19 protein-coding genes are annotated in these 24,139 nt (G+C 61.7%); 12 read left to right on the plus strand and 7 right to left on the minus strand.

From position 1 onward, the window contains the following. Positions 1–65 precede the first annotated feature (65 nt). The 5 genes from OP500_RS04575 to OP500_RS04595 form a co-directional block, all read right to left on the minus strand. Entirely contained in the window at positions 66–428 is a 363-nt protein-coding gene (locus OP500_RS04575) for a hypothetical protein (protein WP_238745050.1), read from the minus strand. 123 nt (positions 429–551) lie between these two features. Beyond that, the gene (gene ppk1, locus OP500_RS04580; protein ID WP_443135142.1) at positions 552–2,609 is read right to left on the minus strand and encodes a polyphosphate kinase 1; all 2,058 of its coding nucleotides are present in this window, start codon (positions 2,607–2,609) and stop codon (positions 552–554) included. Between the two features lie 134 nt (positions 2,610–2,743). Next, complete coding sequence (locus OP500_RS04585; RefSeq protein ID WP_274070320.1) at positions 2,744–4,006, minus strand: glutamate-5-semialdehyde dehydrogenase; 1,263 nt, start codon at positions 4,004–4,006, stop codon at positions 2,744–2,746. Between the two features lie 83 nt (positions 4,007–4,089). Further along, the gene (gene proB / locus OP500_RS04590) at positions 4,090–5,202 is read right to left on the minus strand and encodes a glutamate 5-kinase (protein ID WP_274070321.1); all 1,113 of its coding nucleotides are present in this window, start codon (positions 5,200–5,202) and stop codon (positions 4,090–4,092) included. Between the two features lie 99 nt (positions 5,203–5,301). Next, positions 5,302–6,204: a LysR family transcriptional regulator gene (locus OP500_RS04595; protein ID WP_274070322.1), complete on the minus strand. Its 903-nt coding sequence runs from the start codon at positions 6,202–6,204 to the stop codon at positions 5,302–5,304. Between the two features lie 118 nt (positions 6,205–6,322). Here OP500_RS04595 and OP500_RS04600 point away from each other — a divergent pair, with 118 nt between their 5' ends. The 3 genes from OP500_RS04600 to OP500_RS04610 all read left to right on the plus strand — a co-directional run bounded on the left by OP500_RS04600 (position 6,323) and on the right by OP500_RS04610 (position 8,458). Continuing rightward, the gene (locus OP500_RS04600) at positions 6,323–6,979 is read left to right on the plus strand and encodes an NAD(P)-dependent oxidoreductase (RefSeq protein WP_274070323.1); all 657 of its coding nucleotides are present in this window, start codon (positions 6,323–6,325) and stop codon (positions 6,977–6,979) included. A gap of 211 nt (positions 6,980–7,190) precedes the next feature. Further along, positions 7,191–7,544 (plus strand): nuclear transport factor 2 family protein, encoded by a 354-nt coding sequence (locus OP500_RS04605; RefSeq protein WP_274070377.1) that lies wholly within the window; start codon positions 7,191–7,193, stop codon positions 7,542–7,544. A 275-nt stretch (positions 7,545–7,819) separates the two neighbouring features. Beyond that, positions 7,820–8,458 (plus strand): glutathione S-transferase family protein, encoded by a 639-nt coding sequence (locus tag OP500_RS04610; protein WP_238745064.1) that lies wholly within the window; start codon positions 7,820–7,822, stop codon positions 8,456–8,458. 118 nt (positions 8,459–8,576) lie between these two features. Here OP500_RS04610 and OP500_RS04615 read toward each other — a convergent pair whose 3' ends face one another. Next, a complete protein-coding gene (locus OP500_RS04615; RefSeq protein ID WP_274070378.1) occupies positions 8,577–10,625 on the minus strand; it encodes a M3 family metallopeptidase in 2,049 nt (682 codons plus the stop codon). Between the two features lie 234 nt (positions 10,626–10,859). On the opposite strand from OP500_RS04615, the gene thiL reads away from it, so the two are divergent. The 9 genes from thiL (at position 10,860) to OP500_RS04660 (ending at position 22,155) form a co-directional block, all read left to right on the plus strand. After that, a complete protein-coding gene (gene thiL, locus OP500_RS04620) occupies positions 10,860–11,828 on the plus strand; it encodes a thiamine-phosphate kinase (protein ID WP_274070324.1) in 969 nt (322 codons plus the stop codon). Between the two features lie 123 nt (positions 11,829–11,951). Continuing rightward, positions 11,952–13,595 (plus strand): ABC transporter substrate-binding protein, encoded by a 1,644-nt coding sequence (locus tag OP500_RS04625; RefSeq protein WP_274070325.1) that lies wholly within the window; start codon positions 11,952–11,954, stop codon positions 13,593–13,595. A 255-nt stretch (positions 13,596–13,850) separates the two neighbouring features. After that, positions 13,851–15,233, plus strand: coding sequence for an OmpP1/FadL family transporter (locus OP500_RS04630; protein ID WP_274070326.1), 1,383 nt, complete (start codon positions 13,851–13,853; stop codon positions 15,231–15,233). A 262-nt stretch (positions 15,234–15,495) separates the two neighbouring features. Next, positions 15,496–16,737 carry a lipid-A-disaccharide synthase gene (lpxB, locus tag OP500_RS04635; protein ID WP_274070327.1) on the plus strand — a complete coding sequence of 414 codons (1,242 nt, stop codon included), beginning with the start codon at positions 15,496–15,498 and terminating at the stop codon, positions 16,735–16,737. Next, a complete protein-coding gene (locus OP500_RS04640) occupies positions 16,734–17,540 on the plus strand; it encodes a carbon-nitrogen hydrolase family protein (protein ID WP_274070328.1) in 807 nt (268 codons plus the stop codon). Before lpxB ends, OP500_RS04640 begins: the two co-directional genes overlap by 4 nt. A 73-nt stretch (positions 17,541–17,613) precedes the next feature. Then, positions 17,614–18,690, plus strand: coding sequence for a DNA polymerase IV (gene dinB / locus OP500_RS04645; protein ID WP_274070329.1), 1,077 nt, complete (start codon positions 17,614–17,616; stop codon positions 18,688–18,690). A 78-nt stretch (positions 18,691–18,768) separates the two neighbouring features. Further along, positions 18,769–19,485: a tetratricopeptide repeat protein gene (locus OP500_RS04650; RefSeq protein ID WP_274070330.1), complete on the plus strand. Its 717-nt coding sequence runs from the start codon at positions 18,769–18,771 to the stop codon at positions 19,483–19,485. Positions 19,486–19,603: 118 nt separating this feature from the next. Then, positions 19,604–20,257 (plus strand): tetratricopeptide repeat protein, encoded by a 654-nt coding sequence (locus OP500_RS04655; protein ID WP_274070331.1) that lies wholly within the window; start codon positions 19,604–19,606, stop codon positions 20,255–20,257. A gap of 83 nt (positions 20,258–20,340) precedes the next feature. Next, on the plus strand, positions 20,341–22,155 hold the full coding sequence (locus OP500_RS04660; protein WP_274070332.1) for a monovalent cation:proton antiporter-2 (CPA2) family protein: 1,815 nt from the start codon (positions 20,341–20,343) through the stop codon (positions 22,153–22,155). Positions 22,156–22,250: 95 nt separating this feature from the next. Here OP500_RS04660 and nrdD read toward each other — a convergent pair whose 3' ends face one another. Further along, complete coding sequence (gene nrdD / locus OP500_RS04665) at positions 22,251–24,053, minus strand: anaerobic ribonucleoside-triphosphate reductase (protein WP_274070333.1); 1,803 nt, start codon at positions 24,051–24,053, stop codon at positions 22,251–22,253. Positions 24,054–24,139 lie beyond the last annotated feature (86 nt).

Consider the following 24,139-nt stretch of genomic DNA (forward strand, 5'->3'; position numbering starts at 1 on the left):
TAAGGGAGGGAGAAAGCAGCCTGAAAGGCTTTCAGGCTGCCTTTTGGCGGCGGCAAAACCCGCGTTCAGCCGTCGGCATGAACGCAGATAAGCGAAGCGGTGCCGCTTTGGGTGATGTTTAAGACAAAACGCCCTTTTTTCAGGCGCGCGGCGCGGACGGAATCAAAGGGCGGGCCGTTGTCCATCACATGGCGGGTTTCGACGGGCAGCGGTTTACCGCCCAAAGTGTGCACGCTGAAACCGACCTTCTCGGAGATGACCAGCAGGACGTCCTTGGCGCGGCCGTTGATGCGGTAGCGCTCGCCGCGCTGCAGTTCCAGATTTTTCGCGCAGCCGGCATCGTCCAGCGGCAGGCTTTTCAGGCTGCCGGCGTGGGCGGTACCGGCCAGCAGCAGCGCGGCGGCAAGGGCGGTTAGACGGGGTTTCATGGGTTTCCTTTCGGTTCGGTAAAAACGGGGGAATCAGGCAGCCTGAAAGGGGGGTTTCAGGCTGCTTTTGCTTTTTCAGGCTGCCCTGCGTATCGTCGGGCAGCCTGAAAACGGCTGGGGGCGTCAGCAGGCGTATTCGGCCAGCAGGGTTTCCTGTACGCCGGCGGGGGCTTCGCCGGCGGCGGGGCGGATGCGTTCGTAGTGGCCGCTGCCGTCCATCTGCCAGGCTTTGGCGGTGTCGGCGAGCGCCAGTTGCAGGCCTTCGCGGATGACACGCGCTTTGAGCGCGGGGTCGAGCACGGGGGTGGCGGTTTCGATGCGGTTGAAGAAGTTGCGCCCCATCCAGTCGGCGCTGGCGATGTACACGTCTTCGGCGCCGCCGTTGTAAAAGTAATAGACGCGGGCGTGTTCGAGCAGGCGGCCGATTACCGAGCGCACGCGGATGTTGTCGGACAGGCCGGGCACGCCGGGGCGCAGGGCGCACATGCCGCGCACGATCAGGTCGATTTCGACGCCGGCAGCGCTGGCGCGGTAGAGCGCTTCGATGACCTGCGGCTCGATCAGCGAATTCATTTTGGCGATGATGCGGGCGGGGCGGCCGGCGGCGGCGTTGGCGGTTTCGCGTTCGATGGCGTCCATCACCATTTTGTGCAGGGTAAACGGGCTTTGGTACACTTTTTTCAGCTTGGTGGCCTGGCCTAAGCCGGTGATTTCCATAAAGAGTGCGTTGACATCGCGGGTGATGGCGGTATCGGCGGTGAACAGGCCGAAATCGGTGTAGATGCGCGACGTGCCCTGGTGGTAGTTGCCGGTGCCCAGATGGGCGTAGCTTTTCAGGCTGCCGTTTTCGCGGCGGATGACCAGCGCCATTTTGGCGTGGACTTTGTAGCCGAACACGCCGTACACCACGTGGGCGCCGGCTTCTTCCAGCCGCCCCGCCCAGTTCACATTATTGGCTTCGTCAAAGCGCGCCATCAGTTCGACGACTACCGTTACCTGCTTGCCGGCGAGCGCGGCAGCCATCAGCGCGCGCGCCAGCTCGGAATGGGTGCTGGTGCGGTAGATGGTCATTTTGATGGCGACAACGTCGGGATCGCGCACGGCGTCGTGCACAAACTGGATCACGGGATCGAAAGACTGGTAGGGGTGGTGCAGCAGAATATCGCGCGCGGCGATTTGGTCGAACATCGATTCGCTGGGATTCAGATCGGCGGGAAACTGCGGCGTATAAGGGGTAAAGCGCAGATCGGGGCGGTCGATCATATCGGGCACCGCCATCAGCCGCACCAGATTCACCGGCCCGTCCACGCGGTAAAGGTCGCTGCGCGCCAACCCGAAGTGCGCCAGCAGAAAATCGGAAAGATGCTCGGGGCAGCCTTCGGCCACTTCCAGGCGCACGCCGTCGCCGAATTCGCGGTCGTGCAATTCGTTTTTGATGGCGGTGCGCAGGTTACGCAGGTCTTCTTCGTCCACCATCAGCGCGCTGTCGCGGGTCAGGCGGAACTGGTGGCAGCCTTCCACCGCCATGCCGCGAAAGAGTTTGTACACATATTCGTGCAGTATCGACGACAAAAATACAAAGGCTTCGCCGCCGCCGCTGATGTCTTCAGGCAGCCGCACCACGCGCGGCAGAATGCGCGGCGCCTGCACCACCGCCATGCCCGAAGCGCGGCCGAAAGCGTCTTTGCCGCTGAGTTCGACCAGGAAATTGAGCGATTTGTTGAGCGGGCGCGGGAACGGGTGGGAAGCGTCCAGGCCGATGGGGGTGAGAATGGGCAGCAGCTCGCGGTTGAAATAGCCTTCGATCCACGCGCGCTGCTCGGGCGTCCAGTCTTTGCGGCGCACAAAGCGGATGTTTTCGCGCTCCAGCGCCGGCACCAGCACGTCGTTAAACAGGCGGTACTGCTCGCCGATCAGCTTTTTGGCTTCCGCGCCCACCGCGGCGATGGTCTGTGCCGGCGTCAGGCCGGAATCAAACAGGATATCCGGCTGCTCGCGCTCTTGGCGCTTGAGCCGCGCCATGCGTACTTCAAAAAATTCGTCGAGATTGGACGACACGATGCACAGAAAACGCAGCCGCTCCAAAAGCGGCAGGCTCTCGTCCCAAGCCTGCGCCAAAACGCGGCGGTTAAAAGCCAGCAGGCTGGTTTCGCGGCACAGAATGCGGTTGGATTCGGGCATAGTCGTTTCCTTTGCGTTTGGCGTGTCTAACAGGCAGATTATAGCGCGGCAGCGGGCTTTCAGGCTGCTTTGGCGCAGGCAGCCTGAAAGCAAAAAAGCAGCCTGAAAACCTTTCAGGCTGCCTGCGGGCGGCTTTAACGTATCTGGCCGCTGCCTTCGACGATGTATTTGTAAGTCGTCATCTCTTCGAGCCCCATCGGGCCGCGGGCGTGGAGTTTTTGCGTGGAGATGCCCATTTCGCAGCCGAGGCCGAATTCGCCACCGTCGGTGAAGCGGGTGGACGCGTTGACATACACGGCGGCGCTGTCCACTTGGGCGGCGAAATAGCGGGCGGTGTCGGCATTGGCGGTAACGATGGCATCGGAGTGGCGCGTGCTGTGCGCGTCGATATGGGCAACGGCCGCTTCAACCGAATCCACGATTTTCACCGCCAAAATATAGTCGGAAAACTCGGTGTCAAAATCGGCTTCGGCGGCGGCTTGGCCGCTAATCCATTGCCGCGCGGCACCGTCCAAACGCAGCGCCACCGGCGTCAAACCCTGCGCCTGCCGCTCAGCCACCAAACGCTGCTGCATACGCGGCAGAAATTCGGCGGCGATGTCGCGGTGCACCAAGCACACTTCGGCCGAATTACACACCGACGGGCGGCTGGTTTTGGCGTTGTCGATGATGTTTAAGGCCATGTCCAAATCGGCGTCGCGGTCGATGTACACATGGCAGATGCCGGTGCCGGTTTCGATAACCGGCACATGCGCGTTTTCCACTACCGCGCGTATCAGCCCCGCTCCGCCGCGCGGAATCAGCAAATCCAAGTGGCCCACGGCTTTCATCATCGCATGGGCGCTGTCGCGGCTGGTGTCTTCCACAAGCTGGATGCACTCGGGCGAAATGCCGTCTGAACCGGCCAGCGCGGCTTTGAGCGCGGCGACAATCGCGGCGGCGGAGCGGTAGGCTTCTCTGCCGCTGCGCAACACCACCGCATTGCCGCTTTTGAGCGCCAGCGCGGCGGCATCGGACGTAACATTCGGCCTGCTCTCGTAAATAATGCCGACCACGCCCAGCGGCACGCGGATTTTGCGGATGGTCAAACCGTTTTCCAGCGTGCGCGTATCCAGCGTTGCGCCCACCGGATCGGGCAGCGGAATAAGCGCGCGGATGCCCTCGGCCATCGCCGCAATCCGCGCTTCATCCAGGCGCAAACGGTCGAGCATGGCGGCGGAAAGATGCGCGGCGGCGGCTTCCATATCGGCGCGGTTGGCGGCAAGAATGTTGTTCGTGGCTGCGACCAGCGCGTCGGCCATCGCGGCCAGGGCGCGGTTTTTGGTTGGCGTATCGGCGGTGTTCACCGATTTTTTCGCGCGTTTGACTTGCTCGAACAGGGTTTGGGTGGGGGTCATTTTTTCTCCTTTGTGGTTTTTATTGCGGGGTAAAGGCAGCCTGAAAAGCGGGGTTGTCGGATACGAGTATCCGACCTACGGGCTCAAATCTCATGCAAAAACAATTCCAACTCGGGCGTAACGGTAATCCAATCATCACGGTGGATGACCACGCCTTTGGGTTTGGGCGCGGCCAGCAGGGCGTTCAAGCGGCCTGCATCGGTTTTCACCCGTCCTTTGCCCAAAATATGCGTGCCCTCGGCGTTGTACACCGTAACCACTTCGCCCTCGGCAAACTGGCCTTGCGCCGCTGTGATGCCCGAAGCCAGCAGGCTTTTGCCCTCGCGCACCAGCGCGGTTTCCGCGCCTGCGTCCACGTGCAAAGTGCCACGGCTGGCGGCGTAAAAGGCCAGCCATTGCTTTTGCGTTTTCATGGTTTTTTGCGCGGCAAACAGCGTGCCTTTGTCCTGCGCGGCGGCAGCCTGAAGCAGCGCTTCGCCTTGCAGCGACGAGCAGATGTACACCGGCACGCCCGCGTGGGTGGCGAGCGTGGCGGCTTTGATTTTGGTGAGCATGCCGCCGGTGCCGTTGGCGCTGCCTGCGCCGCCTGCCATCGCAATCAAATCCGCGCTGATTTGCGCCACTTTTTCGATGCGGCGGGCGGCGGGGTCGCGCTGCGGATGGCCGGTGTACAGGCCGTCCACATCGGTGAGCAATACCAGCAAATCGGCCTGCATCATGCCCGCCACTTGGGCGCTCAAGGTGTCGTTGTCGCCTACTTTGATTTCGGCCACGGCCACCGCGTCGTTTTCATTGATGATGGGAATGGCGCGGCGGGCGAGCAGTACGCTCATGGCCTGAAAGGCGTTTTGATAGCGGCGCTTGTCGGCAAAATCGTCGCGCGTGAGCAGGATTTGCGCCGAAACGATGTTTTTGAGCAGCAGATTGGCGGTGTATTCCTCCATCAACAGGCTCTGCCCCACCGCCGCTGCGGCCTGTTTGTCGGCGATTTGGGTCGGCCGTTTTTTAAAACCGAGCGAGCCGAAGCCCGCCGCAATCGCGCCCGAGGACACCAACACCAACTCATGCCCCGCCGCGTGCAATACCGCCAGCTGGCGCGTGATGTTGTGCAACTTGCTGCGGTTGAGACTGCCGTCGGGATGGGTCAGCGAGCTGGTGCCTACTTTGAAAACGATGCGTTTGCCGCCCTCTGTCATATGCTTTCTCCTTATGTTTGTTGTTTTTCAGGCTGCCTGCAAGCGGCCGCCTGCTGCTTTATACCACAGCATTCTGTGTTTTCAGGCTGCCTGCGGCTTTCAGGCAGCCTGAAAATTTTGGGCATCGGCGGCAAAGCATTCCTGCAGGATACGCAGCACCGCTTCGGTTTTCGCCGACTGCACGCGCACGGACGTTACGGCGTACAAATCGACCGCGCCCAGCGTCCAATCGGCCAGCAGCGGCTGCAGCAGGCCGCGGGCGGTCAGTTCGCGCACTTCGCCTTCGAGCTGCAGCGACAGCCCCAGGCCGCCCAAAGTCAGGCTACGCACCGTGGCCAGCTGGCGGCAGGCGGTGTGGCCGGCGCCGTCGAACAGATAACGCTCGCTGCCGCGCGTCATTTCAAAGCGCAGCGGCAGGCAGTAAATCCAGCGGTGGCGGTGCAGATCGTCCGGCTGCTGCGGCGTGCCGTGCCGCGCCAGATAATCGGGCGCGGCGCAAATCTGCCAGCGCCACGAAGCCAGCGGGCGGGCGATCAGATCGGGCGCTTCCAGCGCGGTAAGGCCGCCGCGCAGGGCGATGTCGATCGGCTCGCGCTGCAAGTCGGCCAGTGCGTCTTCGGCGTGCAGCACCGGCAGGATATTGGGATATTCCTGCCGCAGCCGCTGCAGGGCAACCTGAAACGGCGGCGCGTCGGCCAATACCGATGCCAGCGCGATATGCACTTCGCCCGCAGCTTCGGTTTTCAGGTTTTCCAGCGCCTGATGCGCATCGGCCAGCGTGTGCAGCAGGCGCGCGCAATGGATGCCGAGACTGCGGCCGGCATCGGTGGGCGACAGGCGGCGCGTACTGCGGTGGAGCAGCTTCACCCCGTGCAGCGCCTCCAGCCGCGAAATATGCTGGCTGACCGCCGAAGGCGTCATCCCCAGCGCGGCGGCGGCGGCGTTCATGCTGCCGTGTTCGAGTACGGCGGCGAAGACCAAAAGCGGTTTGGTGTCTTGCATTTCAGGCTGCTTTTGTTAAGTTCGGCTTCACAATATAAACAGCCGGCGGCGGATTATCAAGCGGCCGGCGGCGGCCTATACTGCGCCTGTTTTCACAAACTTCACGAAAGGAAATCCCATGAAAATCGCAGTAATCGGCGCAACAGGCCTGGTCGGCAATGCCGTGGTACAGGAATTGGCTTCACGCGGCCACGACGTTACCGCCTTTGCCCGCAACAGCGCCAAAGTGTTTCAGGCTGCCAATGTCCGTGCCGTGTCCGCCGACGTCAATGCGCCGGATTTTGCCGCGCAGCTTAAAGGCTTCGACGCCGTAGTCAGCGCCTTCAACCCCGGCTGGGACAACCCCAATCTGGCCGCCGATTTCACGCGCGGCGCCGACAACATCATTGCCGCCGCGCAGGCCGCCGAAGTGCCCTATCTGCTGGTAATCGGCGGCGCGGGCAGCCTGAACGTCGCGCCCGGTCTGCAGCTGGTGGACACCCCCGATTTTCCCGCCGACGTCTATCCCGGCGCCAACGCCGCCCGCGAATTGCTTAACCGCCTGCGCGAACGCCGCGACGTCAACTGGGCTTTCCTCTCACCCGCCGCCATGTTTGCCGTCAATCCGGTGAAATTTGAAAAAACCGGCCGCTACCGCACCGGCGCCGACGACGTATTGCTCAACGCCGACGGCAGCTCCGCCGACATCGCCCTGCCCGACCTGGCTGCCGCGATTGCCGACGATGCCGAAAACCGCGCCCACCTGTTTGAGCGCTTTACCGTGGCCGAAGCGTAAGCGCAGGCAGCCTGAAAGCAATAAATCCACTGCCGCCACCGGCAAACCCCATTTCACACCATCGAAAGGAAAACCCATGAAAAAAACCATCGCCCTGCTGCTTACCGCCGCCGCGCTCGGCACCACCGCCGTCCACGCCGCGCCCAAAGCCAAAGCCGCCCCCGCCAAAGCGCACGCGTAAAGCCAAGCCGAGCGCAACAAAGCCAACGCGCTGGCGTTTTACGAAATGGCCTTCAACCAACACCGCGTGCAGGAAGCCGCCGATCGTTACATCGGCAAAACCTACCTGCAACACAACCCCGGCGTCGCCGACGGCGCACAGGCTTTTGTCGATGCGTTTGTGCCGTTTTTAAAAGAAAACCCCCAATCCCGCGCTGAGATCAAGCGCGTGATGGCCGACGGCGATTTGGTGATGCTGCACGTCCTCAGCCGCACCTCGCCGCAAGACAAAGGCGAAGCCGTGGTCGATATTTTCCGATTTGACAAAGCCGGCAAAATCGTCGAACACTGGGACGTGATCCAAGCCGTACCCGACAAAACCGCCAGCGGCCGCTCAATGTTTTAAACGCCGCCCGCAGACGGGCAAAAGGCAGCCTGAAACCCAAACAAAGCAGCCTGAAAACCTTGTTAGCGGTTTTCAGGCTGCTTTTAGCATGGCTGACGCCCGCCCGCCGTCATTCCTGCCGCGCCCCTTGCTCCCTCCCCCGTTTTGACGGGAGAGGGAGTGCCGTTTGCAGGCAATTTGGCGCTTTCAGGCTGCCTTTGCCGCCAAACGCTGCTGACAGAAACTGTCGCAGCGCCGTGCTATCATCGCCGCTTTCCCACCACACACAGGAGCGCATGATGCCTACCCCCGAACTCACCCTTTACACCACTCCCTTTTCGCGCGGCACCTATGCCGTGTGGATGCTCAAAGAATGCGCCGCGCCGTGCAATATTGTGGCGCTGTCCTCCGCCAAGCTGCATGAAGCGGACTATCTGGCCGTCAATCCCTTGGGCAAAGTGCCCGCACTCAAAGCCGGCGGCACCATACTCACCGAAACCATTGCCATCATCACCTATCTGGCCGAGCAGTTTCCCGAAAAAAACCTGATTCCCGCCGCCGGAAGCATCGAGCGCGGCGAATACTACCGCTGGCTGTGCTTCAGCATCCAGCTCGAATACGCCTGCATGGACAAATTCTTCGACCGCCCGTCGGACCACCCGAGATTCCACAGCGGCATCGGCTACGGCAGCTTCGAGGAAGCCTTCGGCGTGCTGCGCAAGCATTTGTCCGAACACGACTATATCGTCGGCGGCCGCTTTAGCGCACTCGATTTGTACTATGCCGCCCTCCTGCTGCACTTTTCCCGCAACATGCAGGTGCTCGATGCCGCCGACCCCATTTTCTCCGCTTATATCGAGCGCCACACCGCCCGTCCTGCCTTCGCCGAAACCATGGCCTGGGCGCAGCAGGCGGCGGCAGAGTTGGGCGAATAAACCCGCAACGGCTTGCGGTTTTGCTGCAAAGGCAGCCTGAAAGCCCAAACAAAGCAGCCTGAAAACCCTCGGCACGGGTTTTCAGGCTACTTTTTCGTTTTCAGGCTGCCGGATGGTTTCAGGCTGCTTCGGCAAAGCCGCTGTGGCGCAGGAGTGCGTCGATGCTCGGTTCGCGGCCGCGGAAGGCTTTGAAGGACTCGGCGGCGGGGCGCGAGCCGCCGACGGCGAGCACTTCCTGCCAGAAGCGTTGGCCGGTGGCGGCAACGTCGCTGCTTTCTTCAAAGGCGGCGTAGGCGTCGGCGCTCAATACTTCGGCCCAGGCGTAGCTGTAGTAGCCGGCCGAGTAGCCGCCGGCGAAGATGTGGCCGAAGCTGTTGGCAAAGCGGTTGTAGGGCGCGGGCGGCACCACGGCTACTTCGCGGCGCACGGCATCGAGCACCTGCGGCCAGTTTTTCAGGCTGCCTTCGTCGGTTTCGCTGTAAATGCGCATATCAAACAGGGCAAATTCCATCTGCCGCACCATAAACATGCCGCGCTGGAAGTTTTTGGCGGCGGTCATTTTGTCGAACAATTCGCGCGGCAGCGGCTCGCCGTTGTCTTCGTGGCTGGACATCGCCGCCAGCACGTCGTACTCCCACACGAAGTTTTCCATAAACTGGCTGGGCAATTCGACTGCGTCCCACTCGACGCCGTTGATGCCGGAAACAGCCAATTCGTCCACTTGGGTGAGCAGGTGGTGCAGGCAGTGGCCGGTTTCGTGGAACAGGGTGATGATTTCGTCGTGGCTCAGGCGCGCCTGTTTGCCGCCGACGGGCGGGGTGAAGTTGCACACCAGATAGGCGGTGGGCAGCTGCAGCGTGCCGGCTTTGTCGCCGTCGGCAAAGCGGCGGCGGCCTTTGTAGTCGTTCATCCATGCGCCGCCGCGTTTGCCTTCGCGGGCGTAAAGATCCATATAGACGCTGCCGATGGTCTCGCCGTCTTTTTGCAGCTCGAAATGGCGCACGTCGGCATGCCACACCGGCACGGGTTTTTCGGCAAGGCTGACGCCGTAGAGCCGGCCGATTTGGGCGAACAGGCCGGCGAGCACTTTATCGACGGGGAAGTATTTTTTGACTTCGGTTTCGCTGAAGGAGTATTTGGCCTGGCGCAGTTTTTCCGAAGCGTAGGTCAGATCCCAGGGCTGGGCGTCTTCGATGCCCAATTCGGCGGCGGCAAAGGCGCGCACTTCGGCCAAATCGCGCTCGGCAAAGGGCTTGGCGCGGCGGGCAAGGCCGTTGAGAAATTCGAGCACTTGGGCGGGGGTGTCGGCCATTTTGGTGGCGAGCGAGAGTTCGGCGTAGTTGGCATAGCCCAGCAGCCGCGCTTCTTTCAGGGCGATTTCCAGGCGTCGGGTGATGTTGGCGCTGTTGTCGAATTTGCCGTCGTTGTCCAATTCGCTGGCGCGGGTAAGGTAGGCGCGGTAAATCTGCTCGCGCAATTCGCGCCGCTCGGCATACTGCATCACGGCGATGTAGTGCGGCATCTGCAGGCCGACTTTGTAGCCGCTTTTGCCTTCGGCCTGGGCGGCAGCCTGAAACATTGCCAGCGCATCATCGGGAATGCCTGAGAGCGGCTCGGCGCTGTCGAAATAAAGCGCGAAGGCGTCGGTGGCATCGAGTACGTTTTGCGAAAACTGGGCGGCCAGCTGGGCGCCTTCGGTTTGCAGCGCGGCGAACTCGGCCTGTTGCTCTGGCGGCAGTTCGGCGCCGCTCAAGACGAAATCGCGCAAATCGTGGGCGAGTTTGGTTTGCTGCGCCGGCGACAAGGCGGCGTATTCGGGCGAGTTTTTAATCGCTTTGAAGCGCGCGTAAAGTTCGATGTCCTGGCCGATTTCGGTGAAGAACACGGTTACTTCCGGCATCAGCTCGTTGTAAACCGCGCGCAATTCGGGGGTGTCGGCCACCGCGTTCAGATGGGAAACCACGCCCCAGATGCGGCCGACGCGCTCGGTGGCGTCGGTCAGGCGCTCGACGGTGTTGAGCCAGGTGGTTTCAGGCTGCGCCTTAACCGCGGCAATCGCGGCGCGGGCATCGGCAATGGCGCTTTGCATGGCGGGGCGGACGTCTTCGGCGCGGATGCGGTCGAAACGCGGCTCGCTGCCAAGGTGAAGAAGGGCGTTTTCCATAATCGGTCTTTCGTAAATAAACAGGTTTTCGTAAACGGCCGGCGGTTTTCAGGCTGCCTGAAAGCTGCTTGCACAGGCAGCCTGAAACGGGCAGACGGACGGGATATGGCGCGCTGTTGCCGTTTTCCAAGAGCCGGCGATTATAACCGCAAGCGCCGAAGCGGCAGCGATGGCGCGGATAGCCGGCGTTTATCGCCTATAATCCGCGCCGTTTTTTGGTTTTTCAGGCCGCCTGCCATGAACGAATTTGACTTTATCCGCCGCTATCTGGCCGCCGCAAGGCAGCCTGAAAACGGCGTGGTGCTGGGCATCGGCGACGATGCCGCCGTTGTCCGCCCTTCGCCCGGCTGTGATTTGCACCTGAGCACCGATATGCTTTTGCAAGGCCGCCATTTCTTCGCCGACCACCCGCCCGACGCGCTGGCACACAAAATCGTGGCCGTAAACGTTTCCGATATGGCGGCGATGGGCGCAAAGCCGCGCTGGATGCTGCTGGCCGCCGCGCTGCCCGAATTGGACGAAAACTGGCTGGCCGCCTTTTGCGACAGCCTGTTTGCCCAGGCGCAGCGCTACGGCATCAGCCTGATCGGCGGCGACACCACCCGCGGCGATTTGTGCTTCAGCCTGACCATCGCCGGCGAAACCCCGCGCAACCAGGCGCTGCGCCGCAGCGGCGCACGGGTGGGCGACGACATCTGGGTTTCCGGCCGCATCGGCCTGGCCGCCGCCGCCCTGCGCCACCGCCTCGGCGTTTTCAGGCTGCCTGAAACACTGCTGGCCGAATGCGAAGACCGGCTGCTGCGCCCCGACGCGCGGCCGGAACTCGGCCGGCTGCTGCGGGGTGCCGCCCATGCCGCGCAGGACGTTTCCGACGGGCTGGCGCAGGATTTGGGCCACATCCTGCGCGCCTCCAAGCTTGCCGCCGAAATCGACGCCGCCGCGCTGCCAAGTTCGCCCGAACTCAAACGGCAGCTGCCCTATGCCGACTGGCTATCCTGCGTGCTCGACGGCGGCGACGATTACGAACTGCTGTTCACCGCCCCGCCCGCCGCGCGAGAGCGCATCGAGCAAATCAGGTGCGACTGCGCAGTCCCGCTCAGCCGCATCGGCCGCACGCAGCCTGAAAACGGCGCCGATAGGCTGTGGCTGCGCGAAAACGGCCACCTTCGCCCCTATGCCGCGCAGGGCTTTGACCATTTCGCCTGAAGCGCTTTCAGGCTGCCTGCCCCGCCCTTGCCGCAAACTGCTTGACAGAAACCGAAACTTTCTTAATATAGCGCCCTTTTTTGCCGCCCGCCGGCCTTGCTTTCGATAGATTAGGAACCGCCTATGCACACCCCGAAATCCGCGCGCAAAACCGCCGCCCTTCTGACCGTTTTCGCCCTGGCGCTGGGCGTTTGCGCTTGTGGCGGCAGCCAAGAAAACCACGGCGATGCCGTGCCCAAACAGCCCAAAGACGGCCTGACCATCAACAATGCCGCCGAGCCGACCACCCTAGACCCGCAACGAAACGCCGACACCGGCGGTTCCGCCATCATCCGCCAGCTCCTAATCGGCCTGGTCGCCACCGATGCCGAAGGCAACACCGTGCCGGCGCTGGCCGAGAGCTGGGAGCACAAAGACCAGAAAATCTGGACCTTCCACCTGCGCGAAGCCAAATGGAGCAACGGCGACCCGATTACCGCCGACGACGTGGTGTACAGCCTGCGCCGTCTGACCGACCCCGCCACCGCCGCGCCCTACGGCACCTATCTGGCCGATGCCAAAGTGGAAAACGCCGAAGCCATCGCCACCGGCAACGGCAAGCCCGAAACGCTGGGCGTCAAAGCGCTGGATGCCAAAACCGTGCAGATTACCCTTACCGCGCCGGTGCCCTATTTCCCCGACATGCTGACGCTGTCGGCCACCTATCCGGTCAACCGCAAGGCCATCGAGCAATACGGCGACAAATGGACGCTACCGGGCCACTACATTTCCAGCGGCGCCTACCTGCTCAAAGACTGGGCGGTAAACAGCCACGTCAAACTCGAGCGCAACCCCGGCTATTACGACAACGAGCGCACCGCCATCGAGCGCATCACCTTCCTGCCGATAAGCGATGCCACCGCTGAGCTGAACCGCTACAAAGCCGGCGAAATCGACATTACCTACGGCATCCCGGTCGACGAGTACAAACAAATCAAACGCACGCTGGCCGATCAGCTGAGAAATTCCGACACCCTGTGCTCGTGGTATTACGAGCCCAACCACGACAAAGCGCCGTTTAACAATCCCAAAGTGCGCCGCGCCCTAAGCTTGGCGCTCGACCGTGAAATCCTTGCCTACAAAGTGCAGGCCAAAGGCGAGCAGCCGGCCTACCAGCTCACGCCCACCAATACCCAGGGCATGAAAAACAACGTGCCCGACTGGCACGACTGGACGCAGGAACACCGCGCCAAAGAAGCGGAAAAACTGCTGCGCGAAGCCGGTTACAACGAAGAAAAACCGCTGAAATTCGAGCTGCTGTACCCCACCAGCCCTGCGGCCAAACGCATCGCCACCGCCACCGCCGCCCTGTGGCGCCAGGCCGTGGGCTTTATCCAGGTCGAGCCGATCAACCAGGAATTCAAAACCTTCCAAGACACCCGCAACAGCGGCAACTTCCAAATCGCCTACGCCGGCTGGTGCGCCGACTACAACGAGCCTTCGGCCTTTTTGAACATGCTCAAGTCCAACAACGGCAACAACACCTTCCGCTACCGCAGCCACAGCTACGACAAGCTGCTCAATGAGACCCTGTCGGCCGATGCCACAGCCGCCAAGCGCGCCGAGCTCTACCGGCAGGCCGAAGCCGAGTTGGATAAAGACTCCGCGCTGATCCCGCTGTTTTACAGCGTGCGCCTGCAGCTGGTGAAACCCGGCGTCAGCGGCTTCTCCACAAAAGACCCGCTGGCCAACTGGCAGGTGAAAGACTGGACTTTCAAACAAAAATAAACCCAAAGCCCAAGCAGCCTGAAAAGCGCCCACCGGCTTTTCAGGCTGCTTTTTCAGGCTGCCTTGCCTGCCCACCGCGCAGGTAAAGACGCTGGCTGCTTACAAAAATTTACTTTAGAATAGATACCCGAATTTGCTGCCGCCGGATTGTCCGGCGGCAGCGTTTTGGCAAACCGCCGCGAAAACGCTTTTCAGGCTGCCTATTGTCTCAGGCAGCCTGAAAAACGGTTTGCCAGCTTTGAATAAGGAAACACCATGTCTGCACGACTACTCAAACCGCTTGCACTCTTAACCCTGGCCGCGCTGGCACAGCAGGCCGCCGCTTCGGGCTACCATTTCGGCACCCAGTCGGTTACCGCGCAGGGCACCGCCAATGCCGCCGCCGCCGAAGCCGACGACGCTTCCACCCTGTTTTACAACACCGCCGGCCTTACCAAACTGGAAAACCACGAAATCAGTGTCGCCGCCAATATGGTGCTGCCCACCATCAAATACAGCGACGCCGCCGCCAAATACTACGACGGCAGCACCCAGGTGGCCGGCAGCAACAGCGGCAAAATCACCGACAGCACGGTGTTCGCCCCCCACGTTTACGGCGCCTACCGCCTGAACGAGCGCACCACGCTGGGCTTGGGCGTGTACGTGCCCTTCGGCTCGTCCACCACCTACCGCGACGACTCGGTGCTGCGCTTTCATCTGAACAAACTGGGTCTGAAAACCATCGCCGTCGAGCCGGCGGTGGCGTTTAAGATTAACGACAAACACGCCGTCGGCGTCGGCGTCATCGCCCAATACGCCGAAGCCAAGCTGCGCAAATCGGCCGACTGGAGTTCGAGCATGCCCGCGGTGCCGCCCGCACTCGGCGGCCGCCCCGCCTTTGAAGCCCATGCCGATGTAAAAGGCAAAGACTGGGCGGCGGGCTTCCAGCTTTCCTGGCTGTACGACATCAACGAGCGCGCCCGCATCGGCGTCAACTACCGCTCGCACGTCAGCCACACCCTGCGCGGCACCGCCGAATGGACGGCCGACGGCGCCGTTGCCAAAGCCCAACGCGCCGCTTTCGCCGCCAACGGCTACGCCCTTAGCGAAGACGCCCAAGTCAAAATCGTTACCCCCGAAATGCTGTCGGTGCACGGCATGTTTAAAGCCAACAGCAGGCTGAAACTGTTTGCCGACGTGAGCTGGACGCGCCACAGCCGCTTCAAAACCGCCGAGCTGAAATTCGCGCACGCCAAAGCCACCGCCACCACGCCCGCCACCGGCCGCCGCTCCGATTCCACCACCATCAGCCCCAACTGGCGCAACACCTTCAAAGTAGGGCTCGGCGGCGCCTACCAGCTGAGCGAACCGCTGCAGCTGCGCGCCGGCATCGCCTTCGACCAAAGTCCGGTGCGCGGCGCCGATTCGCGGCTCAACACCCTGCCCGACGGCAACCGCATCTGGTTCTCCGCCGGCGTCAAATACGCCTTCAACAAAAACCACGTGCTCGATGTCGCCTACACTCACGTCCACATCAACGACACCGAGTTCAAAGGCGCGCGCGCCAGCGGCAGCGATGTGGACAGCAAAGGCGAAGCCCGCGCCAAGTTCAACAACTACGCCAACATCTTCGGCGTGCAGTACAGCTACAAATTCTGATGCGGCACAAAGCAGCCTGAAAACCGTAATCCGGCTTTCAGGCTGCTTTTTTGTCCCGCCGGCTGCGGACGCGGGTGCGGCACAGCCTGCCGAGCGCCGTGCCGTCCAAGCAAGCCGCCCGCAGCGATACAGGCAGCCTGAAAAGTTTCAGGCTGCCTGTTTTTATTGCCGCCGCCGCGCTTTTCAGGCTGCCTGAAAAGCAGGCCGTCCGCTATAATCGCCGCCTTGTCCCGCCTGCTTTTTTTCCTGCGAAATCCCCGCCATGAACAACCCGTCTCCCCTGATTGCCCTGTGTGCCGGCGAAGCGTCCGGCGATCTGCTCGGCGCGCACCTGATCCGCGCCATCCGCGAGCGCTGCCCCGAAGCGCGTTTTACCGGCATCGGCGGGCCGCGCATGGCGGCCGAAGGCTTCGAGAGCCTGTTTGACCAGGAAAAACTGGCAGTGCGCGGCTATGCCGAAGTGCTGAAAAAACTGCCGGAAATCCTGCGTATCCGCCGCGGTCTGGCCGAAGAGCTGAAGCAGCGGCGCCCTGATGTCTTCGTCGGCATCGACGCGCCGGACTTTAATCTGTGGGTGGCCGAGCAGCTCAAAGCCGCGGGCATCGCCACCGTGCATTACGTCAGCCCGTCGGTGTGGGCGTGGAAGCGCGGGCGGGTGAAGAAAATCGTCCGCCAGGTAAACGAAGTGCTGTGCCTGTTTCCGATGGAGCCGCCGCTCTACCGCGAAGCCGGCGGCAGGGCGCGCTTTGTCGGCCATCCGCTGGCGCAGTCGCTGCCGCTGGAAGCGGACAAAACCGCGGCGCGCGAGCGCCTGAAGCTGGCGCAGGACATTCCGGTGTTCGCGCTTTTGCCCGGCAGCCGTGTCAGCGAAATCGACTATATGGCGCCGCTGTTTTTCCGCGCCGCCGCGCTGATGCTGCGCGATCTGCCCGAAGCGCGCTTTCTGCTGCCCTATCCCACCGCCGCCGCCCGCGAGCGGCTGCAGCATTATCTGAAGCAGAAAGAGTTTGAAAAACTGCCGATCCGCCTGCAGGCGGCGAAAACCGATCTGGCCTGCACCGCCGCCGATGCGGTGCTGGTGGCCAGCGGCACCGCCACGCTGGAAGTGGCGCTGTGCAAGCGGCCGATGGTGATCAGCTACCGCATTTCGCCTTTGACTTACGCGCTGGTGCGCCACCGTATCAAAGTGCCGCACGTCGGTCTGCCCAACATCCTGCTCGGCCGCGAAGCGGTGCCGGAGTTGCTGCAACGCCGCGCCAAGCCCGAGCTGCTGGCCGCCGCCATGCTCGACTGGTACCGGCAGCCTGAAAAAAGCGCCGAGCTGGCGCAGGCGTTTACCGAGCTGCACCAGCTGCTGCGCCGCGACAGCGGCCGGATAGCCGCCGAAGCGGTGCTGGCCGAAGCCGGCTGCCCGGTTGCCGACCCGCTGCCGGCCGATGACGGCAGCGGCAGCGGACAAGAAACCGCGGCCGCCGCGCCGTCCGCTACGGGAGAGACAACATGAATACAGGCAGCCTGAAAGCCGCCGTGGTGCAGATGGTGTCCGGCAGCGACCCCGCCGCCAATATCCAAACCATGCGCCGCCTGGTGCGCGATGCCGCCCAGCAGGGCGCGCAATGGGTGCTGCTGCCCGAATACTGGCCGCAGATGGGGCAGGAGCGCGACAAGCTCGCCCTTGCCGAGCCTTTCGGCAGCGGCCGTTTTCAGGCTGCCTTGGGCGAAACCGCCGCCGAATGCGGCGTGGTGCTGTTTGGCGGCAGCATTCCGCTTGCGAGCGGGCAGCCTGAAAAAGTGTTCAACAGCCTGCTGGTATTCGACGAAAACGGCCGCTGCCTGAGCCGCTACGACAAAGCCCACCTGTTTGGTTTCGACAACGGCCGCGAACGTTACGCCGAAGCCGATACCATCGCCGCCGGCAGCGGCGTGCCGCGCTTGGAAATCGGCGGGCGCGGCATCGGCCAGGGCATCTGCTACGATTTGCGCTTTCCCGAATTGTTCCGCGCCCAAGCGCCCTTTGACGTGCTGATGCTGCCGGCCGCCTTCACCTACACCACCGGCAGCGCCCATTGGCAATTGCTGCTGCGCACCCGCGCCGTCGAAAACCAATGCTATCTGCTCGCCGCCGCGCAGGGCGGCCGCCACGACAACGGCCGGCGCACCTACGGCCACAGCATGATTGTCGATCCCTGGGGCGACATCGTCGCCTGCCTGAGTGAAGGCGAAGGCGTGCTGTGCGCCGATCTCGATTTTGAAAAACTGCAATCGGTGCGCCGCCGCCTGCCCGCGCTGGCGCACCGCCGTTTCTGAACCCAAACCGTCCCACCCATTTTCAGGCAGCCTGAAAACGGTTTTTCCGGCTTTCAGGCTGCTTTTGCCGCTTATGACCGACCCCGCCATCCGCAAAATCATCCACATCGACATGGACGCCTTTTACGCTTCGGTCGAACTGCGCGAGCGCCCCGAGCTGCGCGGCCGGCCGCTGGTGGTGGCGTGGGAAGGCGCGCGCTCGGTGGTGTGCGCCGCGTCCTACGAAGCGCGCCGCTGGGGGCTGCATTCGGCGATGTCCTCTGCCGCCGCCCGCCGCCGCTGCCCGCAGGCGGTGTTTGTGCCGCCGCGCTTTGATTTGTACCGCAGCGTGTCGCAGCAGATTCATGAAGTGTTTGCCCGCTACAGCGATGTGGTCGAACCGCTGTCGCTGGATGAAGCCTATCTCGACGTCAGTGCCAACAAACTCGGCCTGGCCACCGCCGGCGCTACCGCGCGGCAGATTCGCGCCGACATTCTCGATACCACCGGCCTGACCGCCTCCGCCGGCGTCGCCCCCAACAAATTCCTCGCCAAAATCGCTTCCGACTGGCGCAAGCCAAACGGCCAGTTTGTGCTGCCGCCGCACAAAGTCGATGCCTTTCTCGCCGTGCTGCCCTTGGGCAAAATCCCCGGCGTCGGCCGCGTAACGCTCAACAAACTGCACGCGCTCAACCTTTACACCTGCGGCGATTTGCGGCGCCTGGCGCGCGGCGAACTGGCCAACCTGTTCGGCCGCTACGGCCACCGCCTGTACGATCTGGCGCGCGGCCACGACAGCCGGCCGGTCAAGCCCAACCGCGAGCGGCTGCAGATTTCCACCGAAACCACGCTAGCAAACGATCTGCCGCTGGAGCAGGCCGCCGCCCTGCTGCCGCAGCTGGCCGCCGATTTGTGGCGGCAGATGGCACGCAAAAACGTACAGGCGCGCAGCCTGACGCTAAAACTAAAAACCGCCGATTTCCGCGTCATCACCCGCTCGCTCACCTATTCCGCCGCCCTGCCCGACGAAACCGCGCTGCTGGCCGCCGCCCACATCCTTGCCGGCCGCATCCCGCCGCAAGACACCGCCTTCCGCCTGATCGGCATCGGCGTCGCCCAACTTCAGCCCGCCGGACGGCAGCAGGATTTAGCCTTTAACGACGGCACATAAGGCAGCATGAAAGCCGTTTTTGCCGTTTTCAGGCTGCCTTGACGATGAATTGTTTAAGAAACTACCCAAAGGAAACCCATGAGCAAACCCCATCTTTTTAAAACAGCCGCAGCCGTGCTGTTGGCTCTCTGCCTGCCTGTGGCGCAGGCCGCGCCGGACAACAGTCCGGATAACGGCCGGCAGCTGGCCGCAGGGCTGGCCGCCTATATGAAGCAGGATTACCGTCAGGCGCTGGCGGTATTGCGGCCGCTGGCCGAAGCCGGCGATGCCCGAGCGCAGGCGCTGATGGCAACGATGTACGGCAAAGGTGAGGGCGTGGCGCAGGATATGGCCGAATCGGTCAAATGGTTGCGCCGCGCGGCAGATCAGGGTGACGCCCGCGCCCAATATTATTTGGGGCTGCTGTATTGGGGCGGAAGCAGCGTGGAAAAAGACAGCGTGCAGGCTGTCGATTGGTGGCGCAAAGCCGCACAGCAAGGCTTGGCTGATGCCCAAATGGGCTTGGCGCTGCTGTATGCCGAAGGAAAAGACGTGCCGCAAGACTATGCCGAGGCGGCCAAGTGGTACCGCAAGGCGGCAGAAGCGGGCGATGCCAAAGCGCAGCTTTTTCTCGCCGATATGTATCGGGACGGCAAGGGCGTGCCCAAGGATTTGCGCCAAGCGGAAAAATGGTATCGGCAGTCGGCCAAGCAGGGACAATCCGAAGCGTGCATGATGTTGGATCTCATCCGCTTGAAAACGGGCGGCACGGCGGAAGAATGCGAACCGGGCCCGAAAACCCTGTTGCAGGATTGAACGCACGGCCAAGCAACGATGCCCCGCAGGCACATAAGGCAGCATGAAAGCCGTTTTTGCCGTTTTCAGGCTGCCTGTGCCGCACCAAGCAGTCAAACCAAACAACAGGAAAACCGCGATGAAAACCAAACTTGCCCAAACCGCTGCCACCCTGCTGCTCGCACTCAGCCTGACGCAGGCGCAGGCCGATGTGGTATTTGAAGACCCGCCTTGGAATCAGTTCAACCAAGGCGTAAACGCCTATACCGACCGCGACTACCGCCGCGCGCTGGAACTATTGCTGCCGCTGGCTCAGAGCAGCAATTACGCCGTGCGCTCGGTGGCCGAGCCTTATGTCGCACGGATTTACGCCATCGGTCCGGAGGGCGTGAAAAACCTGCGCGAAGCCGCGTACTGGATGCACAGGGCGGCCGAAGACGGCGATATGAGCACGCAATATTATCTGGGCACGCTTTATCTGTGGGGATACAAGGATTTGGGCATCCGCCGCGATGCGCGGCAAGCGGCAAAATGGTTTGAGCAGTCGGCACGGCAGGGGCACGAAAAAGCGGCGGCAGAGCTGGCGCTGCTGTATCAGGAAGGCGCAGACGGCCTGCCGCAGGATATGGCGGCAGCGGCCAAATGGTACGAAAAAGCCGCCGAAGCCGGCGACAGCCGTGCGGCGGCGATACTCTCGCAGATATACGCCCAGGGCATCGGCGTCAAACGGGACATGAAAAAAGCGGAAAAATGGCGCAAGCGCTCGGAGCAGGATCAGCCGGCAGACAAATAGCACCAGGCAGCCTGAAAGCAAGAAACCGTTTTCAGGCTGCCTTATCCCTTATACAAAACAACAATCATCAGGAGCAACACATCATGTCTGCAACACAACACGGCATGGACATCCCCCACGTTGTCGCGCTATTGGGTGCGGCGGTGGTGGGTGTGCCTTTGTTTAAACGGCTGGGCTTGGGCTCGGTATTGGGCTATCTGGCGGCGGGGCTGGCGATCGGGCCGTTCGGCTTGGGGCTGTTTTCGGACGGGCATACCATTTTGCACGTCGCCGAACTGGGCGTGGTGATTTTTCTGTTCGTTATCGGCTTGGAAATGAAACCGTCGCACCTGTGGCATCTGCGTAAGCAGATTTTCGGGCTGGGCAGCATGCAGGTGGTGGTGGCCGCCATTTTGCTGACCATTGTGGGGATGCTGTTCGGCTTTTCGTGGCAGATTTCCTTTATCGCCGCATCGGGCTTCGTGCTCACCTCCACCGCGATTGTGATGTCGGTGCTGGGCGAGCGGGGCGAAATCGACAGCCCCGGCGGGCAGAAAATAGTGTCGATTCTGTTGTTTGAAGACCTGTTGATTGTGCCGCTGTTGGCGATTGTTGCTTTTCTTTCGCCCACGCACACCGAAAGCGGGCAGCCGCTGTGGCAGAGCATCGGCATTGCGCTGGGCTGCGTGGTCGTGCTGGTGGCGGCGGGGCGCTGGCTGCTGAACCCGCTTTTCAGGCTGCTGGCGCGCAGCAAAGCCCGCGAAGTGATGACCGCCGCCGCACTGTTGGTGGTGCTGGGCGCAGGCGTGTTAATGGACAAAGGCGGGCTGTCGATGGCGATGGGCGCGTTTTTGGCGGGCGTGATGCTGTCCGAATCCAGCTTCCGCTACCAGCTCGAAGCTGATGTGGAACCCTTCCGCGGGCTGCTTCTGGGCTTGTTTTTCCTTGCCGTGGGCATGTCGCTGGATTTGCACGTGGTGGCGCAAAACTGGAAGCTGATTCTTTCGGGCGTGTTCGCGCTGATGGCGGCGAAGGCCGTCTGCATTTACGCCGTGGCGCGGCTGGCCAAAAGCAGCCACGATGAAGCCTTGGAGCGGGCGGTGCTGATGGCGCAGGGCGGCGAGTTTGCCTTTGTGCTGTTTTCTTCTGCCTTGTCGCAAAAGGTAATCAGCGACACCAACAACGCCAATATGACCGCGATTGTGGTGCTGTCGATGGTGCTCACGCCGCTGTTTATGATTCTGCACGGCAAGCTGCCGAAAAAAGCCGCCGCCGCCCGTGCGGATGATGCCATTGACAAGCAGCATTCGGTTTTGCAGGTCGGCCTCGGCCGCTTCGGGCAGATTGTCTATTACATCCTCAGCTCGGCCGGCTATCCGATGACCATCATCGACAAAGACGAAAAAACCGTGGCGGGCATGAACAAATACGGCGTGAAAACCTATTTCGGCGACGCCTCGCGCCCCGAGCTGCTGCGCACCGCCGGCATCGAAAAAGCCGCCGTGCTGGTGATTGCGATTGACGACTACGAGACCACGCTCAACATTGTCCGCTTCGCCCGCGAAACCAATCCCAACATCAAAATCCTCGCCCGCGCCTACGACCGCATCCATACCTTCAAGCTCTTCCAGGCTGGTGCCGACCAAATCGTGCGCGAGACCTTCGATTCCGGCATCCGCGCCGGCAAACGCGCCCTCGAAATGCTCGGCCAGCCGCAGGAAACCGCCGAAAAAGCGGGCGATTTGTTCTTCCGCATGGATAGAAACGGCATGGGCAAAATGGCGGTGCTGTACAACCCCGAGCTGCATACCTTTGAAAACCAGGCGATGTTGGAAGAAGGCCTGCGGCAGGACACGCGCATTGCCGAAGCGATGCAGGCGTTGCTGCGGGGCGAAGAAGAGATAGACGAGAGCGTGTAGGCAGCCTGAAACCATACGGCAACGGCATAGCGCCACAAAAAAGCAGCCTGAAAACCGGTTTTCCGGTTTTCAGGCTGCTTTTTCCATTGCCTAAATCAGGCGGCTTCGCGCTCTTGCTCGGCATTTTGGCGGTGGTAATGCCTGAGCGCGTGCTCTTTGCGCCGGCCGCTGCTGAAAGCGGAAACGCGTTTGAGATAACCGATGACGCGGGTGCCGTAGTCGATGTCGTGCGAGCCACAGCCGCTGCAGGCTTGCAGGGTGCGTTTGTCGATATGGCCGCAGTCGTTGCAGATGGTGATGCGCACGTTGACGCAGAAGTAGTTGCAGCCGGTGCGTGCGGCAATGTCGAGCAACGAGCGGTAGCCGGCTTCGGGCAGGGCTTCGTCGAGATTCAGGTGCAGCGCCGAGCCGCCGTCGAGCCAGTCCACCAGCTCTTTGCCGTGCAGCAGGAATTTGTCGAGCGCGTTGATTTGCTCGTCTTCCACCACGTAGAAATAGGAGTTGTAGCAGTCGCGGCTGACTTTGTAGCCGTCGGCTTTGTCCCATTTGGCGTTTTTCACGCCGAGGTTTTCGGCGGGTACGAATTCGGTGTTGAATTTCACGCCGTAGTGGCGGCTGGCGGCCTGGTTGGCGTCGAAAATCACTTTCAGACGGCTTTGGACAAACTGAATATAGTCGTCGTTGTAGCCCACGGTGATGCCGCAGGCTTCGGCGGCTTCGGCCATGCCGTTGATGCCGATGGTCAGGAATTGTTTGTCCAGCGTGATAAAACCGGCGTCGTACACGGGCAGCATGCCGGCAGCCTGATACTCTTCCATCAGCTTGCGGTAGGCGTATTGATATTTGTGGATTTTGGCAACTTCGGCGGCCAAATCGCGGCCGTCTTGTTCCAGGCGGTTCATATTGATGGTAATCACGTTAATCGAACCGGTGGCCACGCCGCCCGCGCCGAGCGTGTAGCTGAAGGTGCGGTCTTCGATGGCGTTGCGCAGGCGGCAGCAGGACGCGAGCGAGTCGGGGTTGTCCGACAAATACACGAAAAACGAGTTGCCCTCGGACAATTCCTTAGCCATTTGGTCGGCAAACACGCCGTCTTTGCACTTGCCGCCGTCGGTGAGCATGGCGGCGGTTACGACGGGGAAGGTCAATACGGCTTTGGTGCGCTCTTGGTTAAACCATTTCAGGAAGAAGTTTTGCAGCTTGGCGACGCTCGCCCACACCGGTTTTTCAAAATCGGGGAAAACGAAATCGCCGAACATGGCTTCAAAATAGTATTGGTCGTACACCGAAATATTCCAAAACACGCTCTGGTAACCGCGTGCGGCGGCGGGCTGGTTGATGCTGTACACCACTTGTTGCAGGTGGTTGGCGATTTCTGCGGCATGGGTTTCGAGATAGTTGTCGCCGTAGTCTTTGCGGGCGAAGTAGTCGAAATAAGTGAGAAATTCCACGGTGGCTACCGCGCCGGCAAACTGGGCGCTGATGGCAAACACGAGATTGATAAACGAGCCGCAGAACGACGCCAGATGCTTGGGCGCTTTGGATTCGCCGCCGAGCTTGGTTAAGCCGTCGAGCAAAAACGGATACAGCGTTACCGACACGCAATAGGGTTTCAGGCTGGTTTCGTCGTGCACATAGATTTCGTGCGCCTCGATTTGGCGGATGTATTCGCGCGCGGTGTCTTCGTCGAAAATCTCGGCGATTTTACGCGACACTTGGGCACGGTTCATCTGCACGAAAAAGTCTTTCATGATTTCCGCTTCCATCGTGGCGATGTTTTTCTGCGTGACGTTGGCGTTGGCGTCCATCTTCGAGCCGTCGGCCGCGTTGTGCGCAGAAATATAGTCGTGCATGAATTGCAGTTTGCCGTTTAACTGTTCGGGATGCAGCCGAATCATGTTAAATCCTCCTAAAGTTGGGTTGGAATGGTTTTCAGGCTGCCTTTGCGGGTTTCAGACGGCAGCCTGAAAACGGGGGAAAACAG

This window comes from Kingella sp. SNUBH-2017, from assembly GCF_028680565.1.
Taxonomy (GTDB): domain Bacteria; phylum Pseudomonadota; class Gammaproteobacteria; order Burkholderiales; family Neisseriaceae; genus Kingella_D; species Kingella_D pumchi.

What these genes read in the sequence shown, in the direction of transcription:
- thiL (WP_274070324.1), top strand. Translation starts at nt 10,860, where the DNA reads ATGAACGAATTTGACTTTATCCGCCGCTATCTGGCCGCCGCAAGGCAG.
- nrdD (WP_274070333.1), bottom strand. Translation starts at nt 24,053, where the DNA reads ATGATTCGGCTGCATCCCGAACAGTTAAACGGCAAACTGCAATTCATG.
- OP500_RS04655 (WP_274070331.1), top strand. Translation starts at nt 19,604, where the DNA reads ATGAAAACCAAACTTGCCCAAACCGCTGCCACCCTGCTGCTCGCACTC.
- OP500_RS04650 (WP_274070330.1), top strand. Translation starts at nt 18,769, where the DNA reads ATGAGCAAACCCCATCTTTTTAAAACAGCCGCAGCCGTGCTGTTGGCT.
- OP500_RS04585 (WP_274070320.1), bottom strand. Translation starts at nt 4,006, where the DNA reads ATGACCCCCACCCAAACCCTGTTCGAGCAAGTCAAACGCGCGAAAAAA.
- OP500_RS04600 (WP_274070323.1), top strand. Translation starts at nt 6,323, where the DNA reads ATGAAAATCGCAGTAATCGGCGCAACAGGCCTGGTCGGCAATGCCGTG.
- OP500_RS04625 (WP_274070325.1), top strand. Translation starts at nt 11,952, where the DNA reads ATGCACACCCCGAAATCCGCGCGCAAAACCGCCGCCCTTCTGACCGTT.
- ppk1 (WP_443135142.1), bottom strand. Translation starts at nt 2,609, where the DNA reads ATGCCCGAATCCAACCGCATTCTGTGCCGCGAAACCAGCCTGCTGGCT.
- OP500_RS04575 (WP_238745050.1), bottom strand. Translation starts at nt 428, where the DNA reads ATGAAACCCCGTCTAACCGCCCTTGCCGCCGCGCTGCTGCTGGCCGGT.
- lpxB (WP_274070327.1), top strand. Translation starts at nt 15,496, where the DNA reads ATGAACAACCCGTCTCCCCTGATTGCCCTGTGTGCCGGCGAAGCGTCC.
- OP500_RS04630 (WP_274070326.1), top strand. Translation starts at nt 13,851, where the DNA reads ATGTCTGCACGACTACTCAAACCGCTTGCACTCTTAACCCTGGCCGCG.
- OP500_RS04595 (WP_274070322.1), bottom strand. Translation starts at nt 6,204, where the DNA reads ATGCAAGACACCAAACCGCTTTTGGTCTTCGCCGCCGTACTCGAACAC.
- OP500_RS04640 (WP_274070328.1), top strand. Translation starts at nt 16,734, where the DNA reads ATGAATACAGGCAGCCTGAAAGCCGCCGTGGTGCAGATGGTGTCCGGC.
- OP500_RS04610 (WP_238745064.1), top strand. Translation starts at nt 7,820, where the DNA reads ATGATGCCTACCCCCGAACTCACCCTTTACACCACTCCCTTTTCGCGC.
- OP500_RS04660 (WP_274070332.1), top strand. Translation starts at nt 20,341, where the DNA reads ATGTCTGCAACACAACACGGCATGGACATCCCCCACGTTGTCGCGCTA.
- dinB (WP_274070329.1), top strand. Translation starts at nt 17,614, where the DNA reads ATGACCGACCCCGCCATCCGCAAAATCATCCACATCGACATGGACGCC.
- proB (WP_274070321.1), bottom strand. Translation starts at nt 5,202, where the DNA reads ATGACAGAGGGCGGCAAACGCATCGTTTTCAAAGTAGGCACCAGCTCG.